This window comes from Streptomyces spiralis (assembly GCF_014654675.1).
GTDB classification, from domain to species: Bacteria; Actinomycetota; Actinomycetes; order Streptomycetales; family Streptomycetaceae; genus Streptomyces; species Streptomyces spiralis.
Map to the genome: position 1 here is coordinate 5,545 of NZ_BNBC01000064.1, position 14,662 is coordinate 20,206.

At 68.6% G+C, this 14,662-nt stretch carries 15 protein-coding genes and 1 pseudogene; 7 read left to right on the forward strand and 9 right to left on the reverse strand.

The window, feature by feature from the left end:
- Window positions 1-329: tautomerase family protein (locus IE318_RS45700; RefSeq protein ID WP_229904069.1), on the reverse strand; the 329-nt coding region annotated here is incomplete at its 3' end.
- 112 nt (window positions 330-441) lie between these two features.
- Here IE318_RS45700 and IE318_RS39660 point away from each other — a divergent pair.
- The 4 genes and pseudogenes from IE318_RS39660 to IE318_RS46965 form a co-directional block, all read left to right on the forward strand.
- A complete protein-coding gene (locus tag IE318_RS39660; protein WP_189907737.1) occupies window positions 442-909 on the forward strand; it encodes a winged helix-turn-helix transcriptional regulator in 468 nt (155 codons plus the stop codon).
- Window positions 910-1,007: 98 nt separating this feature from the next.
- On the forward strand, window positions 1,008-1,901 hold the full coding sequence (locus IE318_RS39665; protein ID WP_189907774.1) for an alpha/beta hydrolase: 894 nt from the start codon (window positions 1,008-1,010) through the stop codon (window positions 1,899-1,901).
- Between the two features lie 354 nt (window positions 1,902-2,255).
- On the forward strand, window positions 2,256-3,092 hold the full coding sequence (locus IE318_RS39670; RefSeq protein WP_189907738.1) for an enoyl-CoA hydratase/isomerase family protein: 837 nt from the start codon (window positions 2,256-2,258) through the stop codon (window positions 3,090-3,092).
- A gap of 443 nt (window positions 3,093-3,535) precedes the next feature.
- Window positions 3,536-3,631: pseudogene (locus IE318_RS46965) on the forward strand (hypothetical protein); the annotation flags it as partial.
- Window positions 3,632-3,778: 147 nt separating this feature from the next.
- On the opposite strand, the gene IE318_RS39680 reads toward IE318_RS46965, so the two are convergent.
- The 4 genes from IE318_RS39680 to IE318_RS39695 all read right to left on the reverse strand — a co-directional run bounded on the left by IE318_RS39680 (window position 3,779) and on the right by IE318_RS39695 (window position 8,215).
- The gene (locus tag IE318_RS39680; RefSeq protein ID WP_189907740.1) at window positions 3,779-4,864 is read right to left on the reverse strand and encodes an NAD/NADP octopine/nopaline dehydrogenase family protein; all 1,086 of its coding nucleotides are present in this window, start codon (window positions 4,862-4,864) and stop codon (window positions 3,779-3,781) included.
- A gap of 152 nt (window positions 4,865-5,016) precedes the next feature.
- A complete protein-coding gene (locus IE318_RS39685; protein WP_229904070.1) occupies window positions 5,017-6,567 on the reverse strand; it encodes an AbgT family transporter in 1,551 nt (516 codons plus the stop codon).
- A 714-nt stretch (window positions 6,568-7,281) separates the two neighbouring features.
- On the reverse strand, window positions 7,282-8,004 hold the full coding sequence (locus IE318_RS39690; RefSeq protein ID WP_189907742.1) for a GntR family transcriptional regulator: 723 nt from the start codon (window positions 8,002-8,004) through the stop codon (window positions 7,282-7,284).
- 52 nt (window positions 8,005-8,056) lie between these two features.
- Window positions 8,057-8,215 carry a hypothetical protein gene (locus IE318_RS39695; RefSeq protein ID WP_189907743.1) on the reverse strand — a complete coding sequence of 53 codons (159 nt, stop codon included), beginning with the start codon at window positions 8,213-8,215 and terminating at the stop codon, window positions 8,057-8,059.
- Between the two features lie 126 nt (window positions 8,216-8,341).
- Between IE318_RS39695 and IE318_RS39700 the strand changes: the two genes are divergently transcribed.
- The gene (locus IE318_RS39700) at window positions 8,342-8,899 is read left to right on the forward strand and encodes a pyridoxamine 5'-phosphate oxidase family protein (protein WP_030169868.1); all 558 of its coding nucleotides are present in this window, start codon (window positions 8,342-8,344) and stop codon (window positions 8,897-8,899) included.
- 40 nt (window positions 8,900-8,939) lie between these two features.
- On the opposite strand, the gene IE318_RS39705 is transcribed toward IE318_RS39700, so the two are convergent.
- Window positions 8,940-9,278, reverse strand: a complete 339-nt coding sequence (locus IE318_RS39705; RefSeq protein WP_189907744.1) for a GNAT family N-acetyltransferase — start codon at window positions 9,276-9,278, stop codon at window positions 8,940-8,942.
- Window positions 9,275-10,273, reverse strand: coding sequence for a pirin family protein (locus tag IE318_RS39710; RefSeq protein WP_229904071.1), 999 nt, complete (start codon window positions 10,271-10,273; stop codon window positions 9,275-9,277). Before IE318_RS39710 ends, IE318_RS39705 begins: the two co-directional genes overlap by 4 nt.
- Window positions 10,274-10,369: 96 nt before the next feature.
- Here IE318_RS39710 and IE318_RS39715 point away from each other — a divergent pair, with 96 nt between their 5' ends.
- Window positions 10,370-10,867, forward strand: a complete 498-nt coding sequence (locus IE318_RS39715; protein WP_030169878.1) for a carboxymuconolactone decarboxylase family protein — start codon at window positions 10,370-10,372, stop codon at window positions 10,865-10,867.
- A gap of 124 nt (window positions 10,868-10,991) precedes the next feature.
- On the opposite strand, the gene IE318_RS39720 is transcribed toward IE318_RS39715, so the two are convergent.
- Window positions 10,992-11,498, reverse strand: a complete 507-nt coding sequence (locus IE318_RS39720) for a ricin-type beta-trefoil lectin domain protein (protein ID WP_159006908.1) — start codon at window positions 11,496-11,498, stop codon at window positions 10,992-10,994.
- 245 nt (window positions 11,499-11,743) lie between these two features.
- Here IE318_RS39720 and IE318_RS39725 point away from each other — a divergent pair, with 245 nt between their 5' ends.
- The gene (locus IE318_RS39725) at window positions 11,744-12,658 is read left to right on the forward strand and encodes a helix-turn-helix domain-containing protein (protein WP_189907746.1); all 915 of its coding nucleotides are present in this window, start codon (window positions 11,744-11,746) and stop codon (window positions 12,656-12,658) included.
- A gap of 216 nt (window positions 12,659-12,874) precedes the next feature.
- Here IE318_RS39725 and IE318_RS39730 read toward each other — a convergent pair whose 3' ends face one another.
- The gene (locus IE318_RS39730; protein ID WP_189907747.1) at window positions 12,875-14,647 is read right to left on the reverse strand and encodes an FAD-dependent oxidoreductase; all 1,773 of its coding nucleotides are present in this window, start codon (window positions 14,645-14,647) and stop codon (window positions 12,875-12,877) included.
- Window positions 14,648-14,662: the final 15 nt, after the last annotated feature.

The window sequence follows — 14,662 nt, forward strand, 5'->3', positions numbered from 1 at the left end:
ATGCCCATGAACGTCGGATCCAGGAAGAGTTCGTTCTCGCCGTGCTCACTGATCATGATGAACCGGTCACCCTCGGGTATGCCGAGAGCCTGGACCAGTGACTGGTTCAGCGCATCGGCGAGAACGCGTTTCTGTTCCGAAGAGAAGCGGTTGGCGGGGACATGGGCGTTGAAGACGGGCATGAGCTGTTCCTCGGAAGGTGCGGTGTCGGCCTGTGCAGCCGGGGGATTGATCGGCTCCGGCCCCAGTGAGGGCTGGAAGACGCGGGGAAAGAGAGCTGCTCGCGCTCCCTGCATCGCGGACGTGGAGCGGATCAGGCTTCCGGCCACTACCGGTCGAAAGAGATCCGCGGGTCAGCTCCAGCCGTCTAAGTCTCCATCTGGAACCCAGAAGGCGTCAAGGCTGAGTTCCAAACCGGAACTCAAGCGGTACGCTGTGGTCATGGAGTGGCGAGAACTTGATCTGGGCAACTGCAGCGTCGCCGCAACACTGAACCTGGTGGGCGAGCGATGGACCCTGCTCATCCTGCGGGAGGTCTTCGCGGGACTGCACCGTTTCGACGCGATAGCCGAGCACCTCGGAATCTCCCGCAGGGCTCTCAGCGAGCGCCTCCGGCAAATGGTCGACGTCGGATTGCTGGAACGCCGGAGCTACCAGGAGGCCGGGCAGCGCTCGCGCCATGAGTATCACCTCACTGCGGGCGCCCAAGACCTGCAGTGGGTTCTAGCCGCGCTGCTCCAGTACGGCGACACCCACCTCGGCGACCCTGCGGCCCCGCCTGTCGTGCTGCGGCACTCCGGCTGCGGCGGCCAAGTCCACCTCGAGTTGCACTGCTCTTGCGGTCACGAGGTCGCTGGTTCCGACGTGGAGCCGGCCTTCGGCCCCGGCGCCGTCCGGATGTCCACCTGACGCAGTCGAGGCCGGGCTCGGCCTTCCGCAGCAATGCGCGGCGTCATCGGCGCTGATCACTTCCAGGACTGAGTCCTGTTCCGCTTGGGAGGTTGTTCATGGTTGAGCGCCAGGATGTCGAATTCGAAGCCGACGGCGCGGTCACGCTTCGCGGATGGCTATTCCTGCCGGACGGGCCGGGCCCGCACCCGGCGATCACAATGGCCCATGGCTATGCGGGGGTCAAGGAACACGGCCTGGAGCCCTTCGCGCGCGCCTTCGCAGAGGACGGGTTCGTGGTCCTGCTGCACGATCACCGCACCTTCGGGGCCAGCGACGGCAAGCCCCGGCAGGACGTCGACCCCTGGCAGCAGCTCGCCGACTGGCGGCGGGCCATCTCGTACCTGGAGAGCCGGCCGGAGGTCGATGCCGACCGGATCGGCCTGTGGGGTACCAGCTATGCCGGCGGGCACGCCATCGTGTTGGGTGCGACCGACCGCCGGCTGCGCGCCGTCGTCTCCCAGGTGCCGACCATCAGCGGCTTCGAACAGGGCCTGCGCCGTGTGGCACCGGACGCCGTGGCCGGCCTCGAGGAGTCCTTCGCGGCGGACGAGCGGGCCCGGTTCCGCGGCGAGGCTCCGCACACCGTGGCCATCGTCAGCAGCGATCCGGCGGTACCCGCCTCCTACCGATCGCAGGAGGCCATCGATTTCTACCTGCAGCCCACGCCCGACGGCGTGTGGGAAAACAAGGTCACGGTCCGTTCGACGCGCGCGGCGCGCATGTACGAGCCCGGGATCTGGATCACGCGGGTATCCCCCACGCCGCTGCTCATGGTGGTCGCCCTGGGTGACGCGGTCACCGTGACAGACCTGGCGCTTGCCGCGTACGAACGTGCCCTTGAACCCAAGCGACTGCAGCTGATCCCGGGCGGCCACTTCGATCCGTACACCGACCAGTTCGACCAGGCGAGCGGCGCCGCCCGCGCCTGGTTCCGTGAGCACCTCGCCTGACGGGCGCACGCACTCCCAGAGGCGCAAAGAAGGCCCAGATTGCAGTTTCGGCGTTGACCGGCTTCGACTGGAAGATGGAGAACATGGCGACCCCCCGGCAGCTGTTGGACAGGTCGGCCCGACCTCGCTGACGTTGCTTGTCGCTGAGCATGACGGCTTGACCGGCGTGCCGCTACCACTGAGTACCGAGCGGGGCGCTGCAGCTCAAAGCGTCCTGTTGTAAGACGGGTGCTTCGAGCCGTACCGCGCATGCGCAGTTCGAAACGCGTCCCACACAGCCCTGGAGTGGTTCCAGTAGAACCTCGGCCACTTCCCAGCTCTCCTCCGTATCCCCCTCACCCATAGGAAATGATCATGACGTTCGCCTACGCGTCGATTCAGACCCGAGAGGAGGCCGGTGTCCTGTTCGCCACCCTTGATGCCGGCCCCCTCAACCTCATCGGTGTCGACCTCGTGCGCGACCTGGTCTCGCTCGTCGACACGCTGTACACCGACCCCGGCGACGTACGGGTCGTCGTGATCGACAGCGCCTCACCGGAATTCTTCTCAGCGCACGTGGACCTCGCGGCGATCCCGCAGTACACCGCAGAGGCCGCGAAGGCCGGCGGTCCCGGTGACGCCTCGCTCGGCATGTTCCTGTTCAAGCTGGCGCACGCCCCAGTGATCACCATCGCCAAGGTGCGGGGCAGGGCCCGCGGCGGCGGCAACGAACTCGCCTTGGCGTGCGACATGATCTTCGCCTCGCGTGAGAACGCGATCTTCGGCCAGTTCGAGTCCGGCACCGGCGCTCTGCCTGGCGCCGGCGGAATACAGCACCTGAGCCGACGGCTCGGCCGAACACGTGCCATCGAAGCCGTTACCGGCGCCGACGACTTCGACGCCGATCTCGCAGAGCGCTACGGCTGGATCAACCGCGCCCTGCCCGACGCCGAGCTGGACAGTTTCGTCGAACGCCTGGCCAAGCGCATCGCAGGCTTTCCCCCCGAGGGGGTCAAGGCTGCCAAGCGCGCGATCAATGACCTCACCCTGCCGAACCGGGCGAACGTCCGCTCCGACTCGGCCACGTTCCTCGGCCTGGTTTCCCTGCCAGAAAGCCGTGAGCGCCTGGACTACCTCACGGACCGGGGCCTCCAGACGCCCGGTGAGCTTGAACGCGACCTCGGCGATGCCGTGGCGGATTTCCCCGGTTGAGGCGGCAGCTGCGGGTCGTACGGCAGCCCCAGACCCAGAACGCACTGCGGGTAGGCCTCGGGGCATCCGGGCAAGTGCTGGGTTCATCAGCCGCCCCGCACTGACGAACGGCTCAGTGCGTGGCCTCCTGGGCGGATGCCGCCGTGGATTGCACTGCCCAAGGCAGTGTCCTGGCCTTCTACACCGTGTCCCTCCTGCGAGCGTCCCCGTCTCCGGACACCCTCCGGCAGGTGCTGGCCCAGGCCGACCGGCCTCTTCAAGGTCTCTGCGACGACGTGCTCCACCGGCTGCGGGGCGAAGCCGATCACGGCGACATCTTTCTCCTCCTCGCCCGAACCCACGCCTTCCCCGCCGATGACGTGGCCAGATGGCATCTGGACCACCACCGCAAGGCCGTCCCCACAGCGCGTGCCCACGCCCAACACCAGCTCGCCCTCTGGGGAATGGACGAGGAATCCGCCTACACCACCGAAATGATCGTCAGCGAACTGGTCACCAACGCCGTCCGCTGCGGTTCCCCACCTGTGCGGTTGCAGCTCGTCAAGGACCGCACACTCACCTGCGAAGTTCACGACGGCAATTCCCTGGGGCCGCATCAGCGCCCGGGTCTGGGATGCGGGAGCGCGCCGGTGATCGGCGGCCTCATGTCCGGCCACGTGACCGGCGCGCTCCCCTGGTTCAGTCGGTCAGCACACCGAACCGTCGATGAAGGCTGCACGGATCGAGCCGACGTGGGAGCCGTGCAGCCCCAGGGACTCTGCTGTCCTGCCGTCGGCGACGAAGTCTCGTCCGCACAAGGTGTTGCTCAGGGCGATGAACGAGTCGGTCAGGGGCATGGAGAGGCCGATCTGGGCGGCCAGCGAGCTCCAGATGACCAGGCCGAACGGGATGTCCTCGGTGAAGTAGCGGTGGTTGACCGAGTCCGGTTCGGGGAAGGCCTGCCGGCCGTAGCCCTGCACGATCCGTTCGACGAAGGTGCCCTCGGTGACGCCGTAGGCACTGGTGAGGAAGTCCCAGAAACTTGTCGCCTCCACCCCGAGTGCGTGCGCGAGGCCGAGGCGCTCACGGTCCAGTGCGTCGATGACCTCGGCGATGCGGGGCGTCACCAGGGAGTGCTGTGGATGGCAGTCGGCGTCCTCCACCGTCTTGAAGTTCAGCACGGCCGGCGGCACATGATAGATGGGGTTGGCGTTGGAAAGCCCGACGGCCAGCGCGTCCCCGCCCGACACGTACCGCTCGCCGAAGTAGGTCCGCAAGATCGCAAGGGCCTGATGGGTGTCCGCGCTGGGTACGGCCGCCAGCGGGACCGAGTGCTTGATCGCCCCGACGTAGACGTTGGCGGGCTGACGCAGGCGGCAGGTGTAGAGACTGGTCGGTGTTTCCGCGATGAGGCAGCGCTTGCGGCCCGCCAGCGAGAACATACGGGCGAGCTCGACGCCACTGCCCAGCACACCGGGCTGGATGAGGACGAGTTGGGAGGGTTCCAGGACCGCCGCGAGTTCCTGCGAGATGTACGCGTGCGCGAAGGCCGGTACGGCGACGACGACGGCCTGCGCGCCGTCCACGGCGGCGGTGAGGTCGGTGGTCAGCAGGGACGGCCTGCCGTGGCCCTCCACTTCGCCGACCAGGTCGATGCCGCCGTCATTGGCCTTGATCGGTTCGAGATCGTGGCCCCACCTGTCGAAGAGTCGTACGTCGTGGCCCTGGAGCGACATGTGGCCGGCGATGGCCTGACCGACGTTGCCCGCGCCGATGATGGCGATGCTTCCCATGCGAGAGACTCTCTCTTCCTGTTCAGGTTCAAAACGGACCTCGACCTCGTCGAGGGTGGAATCCCGCAGGGGGTTCTGCAGTGGTGAGAACCGCCCTGGGGCATCAGGCTCCGGCTGCCGGCAAAGGGCTGTCGGCAACCGGCCCGACGGGCTCATCTGATGGGCACGCCCGGGCCGAGCGGGATCCCGAGGGTGTACCAGAGGGCGAAGAAGGCGGACCACGAGATGAGCACGGTGAGTCCGACGGGAACCGTGAAGGACAGCAGCGTGCCGATGCCGGCGCCCTTGCGGAACTGCTGGACGAATCCCAGGGCCAGGACGAAGTACGCGTTCATGGGGGTGGTGTTGGTCACCGAGTCGCCGATCGCGAAGGCAACCATGGCGGCCTGGGGGGCGAGCCCGATGTACATCGCCAGGGGGACGATCACGGGAGCGAGGATGGACCACATGGCCGAGCCGCTGCTGATGACGATGTTGAGGCCGCTGATGGCCACGACGATCACGAGCAGGATGACGAGGTGGGGCGCGTCAAGGGACTTGAGGAGTTCAGCGCCTTCCACGGTGATCACGGAGCCGATGCCGGTCCAGGTGAAGTAGGCGAGGAACTGCGCGACCGCGAAGAAGAGAACGATCACAGGCGCGATGGACCGGATCCCGTCCGCCATCGCGGATGGGACGGCCGACAGAGTGGGGATCGTGCCCACCTGCCTGCCATAGACGATCCCGAGGATCGCGAACAGCAGCGCGATGAACACTGCGATGTTCGCGACGACCACGGACTGGACGATGCTGCCGCCCTCGCCGCGGAACGGGGATCCTGGCCACAGGAGCGCGGCCACTCCCAGGACATAGACCGCGAGTACTGCTGCGGACACCTTCATGGCGCGCTTCTCGATGGCGGTCAGCCCAATGGCGTACGGGGTACCGATGTGCTCGCCGCTGTCTGCGTGTCTGGCGTTGAAGGCCTTGTCGGCGGCCGCCTCGTCCTCGGGTGTCGGCGTGAACTCGGGCCGCTTCGCCAGGAAGAGGTCGACGGTGAGGGCGATGACGGCGGCGAGGAACACCGAGGACACCGCGGTGAAGAAATAGGTGGCGACCGGAGTGATGGCGTAGCCCGGATCGACGGTGTGCGCGGCCGCGGTCGCCAGCGATGACCGGATGGCGTCGGACGGTGTCACCAGCGGACTGGCGTTGAAACCGATCGCTGTCGACGCGTACGCGACCATCAGCCCCAGCAGAGGGCTTCGCCCTGCGCTCCGATAGGCCAGCGCACCCAGAGGGATCATCACTATGTAGGCCGAGTCACTCATGACGTGCGCCGTCATGGCGCTCAAGGCGACCGAGAAGGTCAGCCAGCGAGTCGGCAGCCGGCCGATCGTGACGCGCAGTAGAGCGGTGAGCAGACCGCTGCGCTCCGTGACGCTGACGCCGAGCAGAACCACGACGACGACCGCCAGGGGCGGGAACCCGGCGAAGTTGTCCAGCGCGGACTCCGCCGCGAACTTGGCTCCAGCGGAAGAGAGCAGGTTCTTCACCGCGACGGAGTCGCCCGTCGAGGGCAGCGTGACGGACACGTGGGCGTCGGCCAGCACGGCACTCGTCACGCCGAGGACGGCTGCCAGGATCCAGAAGAGCCAGAACGGATGGGGCAGCTTGTTTCCTGCTCGCTCGATGGCGCTGAGCACCCGGAACAGTCGTTTCATGGAGCCGTCGGTGACCGGTCTGCTGCTCGCAGTTTGCGTCATCTCAGAGGCCTTTCGAGTCGATTGCGCAGGAGGGGTCAGGTCAATGGGGATGACTTGTCCCAATCGCACGTCTGACGGCTACACGTGCATCCGTGCGGCGAGGGCTGTTTCGGCAGGCGGCGAATCGCCTGGACGATTGAGGGGCTCCCGTGTGAAACCGTCCGGAGAATTGGGACGCGACCGGGGCGCTACGCAGGCCGGGCCGGTTCATTCGGGGAGAACTGCTTTTTCGAGGCACCGATCTGGACCTGCTGTGGGAGGCATCCTCAAGCAGACGGGCATGATCGGCCGAGGCCGTGCGTGCACAGTGGTGTCTTGCTTTCGTCGAGTGCCGAGCCGAAGTTGCGCTCGACGATCTCGAGCGCGGAACTGTCGCGCGGGCAGGCCATGGGCCTGGGCGGACAGAAACCGCGTGTTTGGTGAAGGGCTCGACGAGACCTCGGCAGACGGTGTGCCGCGTCGCATCGGTGAGCCGGGCACCGGTTGGATCAACCGGCGGACGTCGGGGGACTAGGGGGTGTCTCGTCGGTCAGGCCGGATCAGGGAGCGGTGGCTGGTGCCGTACATCGCAAGGCGGAGGAGGGAGTCGATGCGGAGCATCGCCGACCGACGACAACGCGGCGAGGTGCGGTGCCAGCCACCGCGAGCCCGGCATGATCGACGAGACACCCCCTAGGAGCCAGGTACAGGCTCAATAGTCTGTTCGAGGAAGAACTCGACCAGGTCGGGGCGGATGATGTCCCACCTCGCTTCGGCGAGTTTTCCGTCGGTCAGCCAGGTGAGCCGGCGCAGTCGGATCACTGCCTGGCCCTCGGGTACGCGCAGTTGTGCCGCGGTCGCGGCGTCGAGCGCGATGGGGTCGATGTAGATGCGGGATTTGGCCGCGGGGATGCCCATGCGGGCGAAGTAGTCGTGCACTGTCAGGTGGCCGAGATCCTCCTCTTGCAGCCGCGGTGCCAATGCGAACGGGACGACGCTGAGTTCGACGGCGATCACGTTGTCGTCGACGTCGAACTTCAGCCGGCGCAGTTGATGTACAGGCGTGTCGTCATTCACCCCCGGCATCTCCAGCCCGGCATCGCGGGCCTGGACCACCGTCGCAGACTCCACAGCATGCCGCCCGAGGATCTTCGGCCCCGGCAGGGACGTGTTGACGAAGCGCAGCAGGTTCTCCTGCCGCGCTCCCTCGGTGACGAAGGTGCCCCGCCGCCGGTGGCGCTCCACCAGCCCGGCCTGCGCCAGCTCGCTCAGCACCCGCTGCGCGGTCGCGCGACCGATCGAGTACAGCTGCTGCAGCTCGGCCTCCGTGGGAAGCCGACTGCCGGGAGGAAGTGTGCCAGAGCGGATCTGCTGCTCGAACTCGTTGCGGATCCGCAGGTACGCCGGGACTGCCATGGCCAGAAATGTAGCCCTACCCAATTGACCGGTCAATAGCCGATTTTTGCAGTCAATTGAGCTCGAGTTGTGCCCGTGTCCACCCAAGGCCCGTCTTCCGGGTCAGCGCTTCGCCGATGAGCTCGCGCAGCCGCAGGACGTAGGTCTGCAGGGTGTAGAGGTCGGCACGGCTCTGGGCGAGGGTGCTGGTGGACCCGCAGCACCCCGTCAAGGTCTCCCACTGTCTTCCAGCACGCCGAGACCGCGGGCGAACCGGCGGCACAGCCGGACGACGTGGCAGCGATGATTTCCGCGCGAGGTGAGAGTCGTTATCGGTGGGAGAGGAAGGAGAACCGCCATGACGGCACATCGACCCGCGCAGCAGCCCACGACCGAGCTCGACACCCGCTACAGCTCGGCGCTCAACCCCCGCCCGGGCGCCTCGGACGTCACCGCCACCGCATGGGCCGAGGCCCGACAGCAGTTGGAGAGCGCCGAGATCTTCTGGGTGTCCACGGTGCGGCCCGACGGCAGGCTGCACGTCACGCCCGTCATCGCCGCCTGGCACGACGGGGTTCTGTACTTCTCCACCGGCCCCGGGGAGCAGAAGGCGAAGAACCTCGCACACCACGCGCACTGCGCACTGACCACCGGCGGGAACTCGCTCACCGAAGGACTCGACCTCGTGGTCGAGGGCAGGGCGGAACGGGTCGCCGATCCGGCCGTGCTGGAGGAGGTGATCGCGGCGTACGAGAGGAAGTACGGGCCGCACATCACCTCGCCCGAGGGCACCTTCCACGGGATCGGCGACGCGTTCCGCAAGGGGGACGCGGTGGTGTTCGCGGTGGCCCCGGCCACCGCATACGGCTTCGGCCGCGACGGCGGGGTCTACACCCACACACGCTGGACGTTCTGAAGGACCGCGCGCCCACCGGGCGGTGGGCGGCGTTCCGGAACTACTTGAGCTGCGCCTCGATCCACTGGACGGCATCCGGCGTCACCGGGTCCGTGATGTCCGCGAACTCCTCGTGCTTTTCCAGGAATCCCTTGACGTAGGGGCAGACGGGGACGACCCGCTTGCCCGCACGGCGAACGTCGTCCAGGGCTTCGCGCACAAGCCGGGACGCCAGCCCCCGTCCTGCGAACTGTTCGAAGATCTTGGTGTGGTAGAAGACCCGTTGACGCTCGCCGCGATCGCGGTAGGCGGTGAAGCCGGCGGTCGTACCGTCCACCTCGATCTCGTACCGGAACCGGTCCGGGACGTGTCTGACGGTCGGGGAAGCCTGGTTCGTCATCGCGAGCCCTTCGCAGCGGGGACGGGGACGGGGTTCTTGCGCGGGGTGAGGACGGAGTGGGGAAGCGCGGGGGCCGGGAGGCGGTCCCCGGGGTAGCCCTCGACCGTGCCGAAGCGGTCCGTGGCGTTCTGCCAGGCTTCGCGGGCCTGAACGATGTCGTCGTGGGTGCGGCCGATGAAGTTCCACCACATGACGATCTCCTCCTCGAAGGGAGGGCCGCCCAGCAGCACCAGTCGTGCGGATTCCGGTCCCTCGTTCGCGAGGGTGAGCGTCCTGTGCCCGGGGGCGGCGTATCCGAGCTCCGACGGCGCGAGGGCCGTACCGCTCATGCGGACGTCGCCGGTGTCCACGAGGACTCCGTGCTCGAACTCCGGATCGACGTCGAAGGTCACGGCCGCGCCGGGATCCACCGACACCTCGGCGCCGAGGAGGGGCGTGAAGGTGCGTACGGGGGAGGTGTCGCCGGCCAGCGTGCCGAGGAAGACGCGGGCGCGGCCACCGCGCAGCGGCACCGGGGCCGGCACGTAGTGCTGGAAGTCCCGTTCGGTGTTGCGGTGCGCGTCGGGCAGCGCCACCCACAACTGCACTCCGTGCAGTGTCGTCGTACGGGCCGTCGACACCTCCGAGTGGCTGATCCCGAAGCCGCCCGTCATCAGATTGAGTTCGCCGGGCCGTACGCGGGCGTGGCTGCCCAGGCTGTCGCGGTGCTCGATCTCCCCGCTGAAGAGCCAGCTCACCGTCTGCAGCCCGGTGTGCGGGTGCGGGGCCACGTCCATTCCGCCCGTCCGGGAGACGTCGTCGGGGCCGTAGTGGTCGGCGAAGCACCAGGCTCCGATGAGGGTCCGGGCCCGCTGGGGCAGCGTGCGCCGTACCGTCATCGCCCGGGGGCCGCCGAGCGGGACCTTCCGGGCCGTGAGCACCTCGACGGCGGGACGGTCGCTGTCGGACTGCCCGCCCGGTCTCGAATCGGCGGGACGGGCTTCAGTGCTGCTCACCGTTCCGGTCCTCCCCACGAGGAAATGTTCGACATTCAACATTCACTCGCCGATGATAGACCGGAGAACAAGTGATCGGTCGACCAAGGAGATCATGTGACAGAGACGACAGCGGTGGGCCGCGGCGGCCGCGTCTTCGTCGACAAGCAGAGCCCTGAGGCGTACCGGGCGCTGGCCGCCACCGCGGAAGCCGTGAAAGGCGTGGCCGCGGCGGCCGGGCTGGACCGGATCACCGTCGAGCTGATCAACCTGCGCGTGTCCCAGCTCAACGCCTGTGCGTACTGCCTCAATCTGCACACCCGCGCGGCCCTGCGGGCGGGCGAGACCACCCAGCGGCTGGGAGTCCTGGCGGCCTGGCGCGACACCGAACTGTTCAGCCCCCGGGAACGCGCGGCCCTCGCCCTCGCGGAGGCCACCACACACCCCGCGGACGCCACCGCCCAGGCCGCGGCCTACGCGGACGCCCGGTCGGCGCTGTCCGACGACGAGATCTCCGCGGCGATCTGGGTCGCGATCACCATCAACGCCTTCAACCGGGTTTCCGTGATGAGCAAGCACCCGGTGCGGAGCAGTTCCGTGGTCGCTCCACGGTGACGTGGCTCGGCCGTGGCCGCAGCCGACCGGGGCAGCGCAGCCGCCGCCGGCCGCCGGGGGTCCGGCCACGGGCGGCGACCGGGGTCCTGCGGACCCGCCACGCCACGGACGACGACCGCACGGATCAGCTGTGCGAGCCCCACCAGGTGTACCGCGCGGGCTCGATGTCGGGGTCGGCCACGTACTGCGAGGTGGTGTAGACGGCGTCTCCGTTGGCGGAGGTACGGAGCAGGTTTCCGTTGAAGTTCTCCAGCACGTGGTAGTCGTTGCTCCAGAACTGACCGCCCGCGCTGCCGCACGGGCTCATCCAGACAGCGTTGGCATTGGTCTTGTTGTCCGTGGTGAGGCAATCGCCGTTGGCCCGGCTCACCAGGCGGCGGAACACCTGCCCGTCGACATTGGTGACCGATTCGGCGCCGTAGTACCAATTGCGGGTGTCGAGCGAGTCGTTGCAGCTGTCCGACCAGACCTTGTCGCTCACGGTCGACGAGACGAGGCAGTTGCCCTCGTAGTCGTTCATGAACGTCCAGTACGTCGTGGCCGACGCGGTGGACATGGCGCCCGCGACGGCGAGCACGAGGGCGGCGAGCGCGGTGGGCAGGGTCAGTCTCAGTGTTCTCGAAGATTTCATGATCGCGAGGATCGAGTACCGAGAAGATCCGCGCGCGAACAATGAGTGAACATGTCATGTCCACCACACCATCCATACCGGACGGCGTACGACGACAGCCCTACGGCCACCCTGCACCGAGGGCCGCGTCCGCCGAGGCCGCGGCGGCATGTTCCGGCGGGCAGCCTTTGCGGTCCGGCCACTTCCCGGCACCGCCGTAGTGATTTACAGTTCAACTACGTCGGGTGCCGCGAGGAGGTCGCACCATGAGGGAGCTCGGTCCGGCCGACACGGTCGGCATCCTCCGCCGGCCCGGTGTACGGGCACGGCACACCAGCTCCGGACTCGGCTGGGAGCGGCTGTATCTCTCCGCCCAGCAGGAGCAGCCCTATAGTGACCTGTTCGATCCGGCCCCGACCCACCTGCTGATCCTGCACCTCGACGGGCCCGTCACGGTGCGCCGCGGACGAGGCGGCGGCGCACGGACACGGACCGTTCCGGCCGGCGGACTCTTCCTGCAGCCGGCCGGCCGGGCGCTGGCCGTCGAGCTCGGCGGCCGACTGGACACGGTCCACGCCTATCTCGCGGACGAGGCGCTGCGCGACGCGAACGACGGCCGGCCCGTGAAGCTGTGCGAGGAACTGGGTGCCACCGATCCACTCGCCGAGCAACTGGTGCTCGCCCTGGAGGGCGCGGTGCGCTGCTGGGAGCCGTCCGCCCGCACGTACACCGACCAACTGACCGGGATGCTCGCCGCGCAGCTGGTGCGCCACCACGGCGTCGGCGGCTCCGCGGTGCCCCGCCCCGCGCGGTCCGGGCTCTCCGCCCGGCAGCTCGCCGCCGTACGCGAGCTGATGGAGGAGCGGCTCGCCGAGCCGCTGCCGATCGCCGACCTCGCCGCCTCTGCCTCGCTGAGCGGCAGCCAGTTCACGCGGCAGTTCCGGGCGAGCACCGGGCAGTCCCCGCACCAGTTCCTGCTCAGGCTGCGGCTGGAGCGGGCGTGCCGGCTGCTGCGCACCGGCTCGGCGCCGATCGCCGAGGTGGCGGTCGCCTGCGGGTTCTCCCACCAGGAGCACCTCACCCGGGTGATGCGCGCCCGGCTCGGCACGACCCCGGCCGCCCTGCGGCGGGCCGAGGGCCACCGGCCGGGCGAGGCCACGTACGTGGACTCCCCCGGGTGACTACCAGGCGGGGCGGCGCCGGACGACCGACGGCGCTCGGGCAGCCGCCTGTTCAGGTCTGACGCCAGGGGCGGTTTCGACGAGACGGGGCCCGCGGCGACGTGGACCTCCGGCACACCGCTGAGTCGAGAGCCTCCGCCGGCGAACGACTGTCCGTCCGCCCACGTCCGCCAGGGCCTTCTCGGCCGTGGCCACGAGCTTGTCCGTCTCGATCCCCTATCGCGCCAGGACGTGCCGGAGCGCGCCGAGCAGTTCGTCATGCGCCACCTGTGCGCTTTCCGGGGCGGTGGCCCGGCGCCAGGCCACGTGGCCGTCCGGGCGCACCAGCAGGACGCCGTCCTCGGCGATCTCACTGACCCGGCTCCATTCGCCGTACGGATCGCGGGAGTTGTCGGCGCCGACGCGCACCAGGCGCAGCGGCACGCCGAGGGTGTCCCGGCAGGCGCTCGCGGCCGAGTCCCAGACACCGCCCGACAGACCGGTCAGCACCGTGAGGACGCCGTCACCGACGAGATCCAGCGTGGACAGACGCTCTCCCCGCGCGTCGACGAGCCAGGCGTGCGGGAGTTTGGCGCCGGGCCGGGTCGTCGGCCGGTGCACCAGCTCCCGGTCCTCCTCCCAGACTTCGGCGCTGTCGTCGTCGGGAATCACCGCCGAGGAGACGTAACGCTGGTTCATCTCCACGCCGTGCGCGTTGAACTCGTAGTTCTTGAGCTGGATGGCCTCTCTCAGGAGCCGCCTCTTCTTGGCGCCCTCGGGCGTCCGCTCCCGTATCGCCGCGAGGCCTTCGGCGATGGCCTCCTCGTCGCTGCCGCCGCCGACGCCGAGCACCTCGAAGACCGGGCCGAACTGGTCCCGGCTGAGGTTGGCCCGCTCGACGATCTGCCGCCCCACGGGGGCGCGTTCGGCGCTGTAGCTGTCGAGCAGCGCCGGTCCGGCCTCGCCGCGGATCACCATCGCCAGTTTCCAGGCGAGGTTGTACGCGTCCTGGACGGAGGTGTTGGAGCCGAGCCCGTTGGACGGCGGGTGGCGGTGCACGGCGTCGCCGGCGCAGAAGACCCTCCCGGAGGAGTACTGCGTCGCGTAGGCGTGGTTGACGGTCCACAGTGAGGTCGACGTGATCTCCACCGGCAGGTCGGGATCGCCCACGAGATCACGCACGATCTGCCGCGCGGTCTCCTCGTCGACCTGAGGCGGCGGCTGCTCGATGTCGTAACCCCACACCAGCAGCCACTCGTTCCACGGGCGGACCATGCGGACCAGACCCATGCCGATGCCACCGGTCTCCGCCCCCGGCCGCAGCACCCAGTACAGGACGCTCGGCCGGTGGGCGCAGTACCGGCCGAGGTCGGCCTTGAAGACGATGTTCATGCTGCCGGCCTTCGCCATGCGCCCGGCGAAGGGCAGGCCGAGCTGCTCGGCGACCGCGCTGCGTCCGCCGTCCGCGCCGATCAGGTAGCGGGCCCGTACGGTGAACTCGTCGCCGCGGACCCGGTCGCGCAGCACGGCGGTGACGCCGTCCTCGTCCTGGGTGAAGCGGAGGAACTCGGTGTCGAAGCGGACCTTGGCACCGCGGGCCGCCGCATTGCTCACCAGGATCGGCTCCAGGTAGGTCTGCGGCAGGTCGATCATCTCGCACGGGCTCTTCGACGCGTACTCGGTGGCCGTCGCCGGGCCGGTGCCCCAGCTGCGGATGCGTCCGATCTCCTCTCCGGTGAGAGCCGTGCACAGCACGGTGTCCCCCATCAGCCGGGACGGACTGCCGAACGTCATCGCCTCGGACTCGACACCCAGGTCGCGCAGAACCTCCATGGTGCGCTGGTTGGTGATGTGGGCCCGGGGCGTGTTCGCCAGCCAGCCGTACTTCGTCACCAGCAGGGTGCGTATGCCGTAGGTGGCCAGCAGCAGCGCGGTAGAGCCGCCGGCCGGGCCGCTGCCGACGACAAGCACGTCGGTGTCGTACGGGTGGTGCGGGTCGGTGGTCTTCATGGGTGGGCGCTCCTC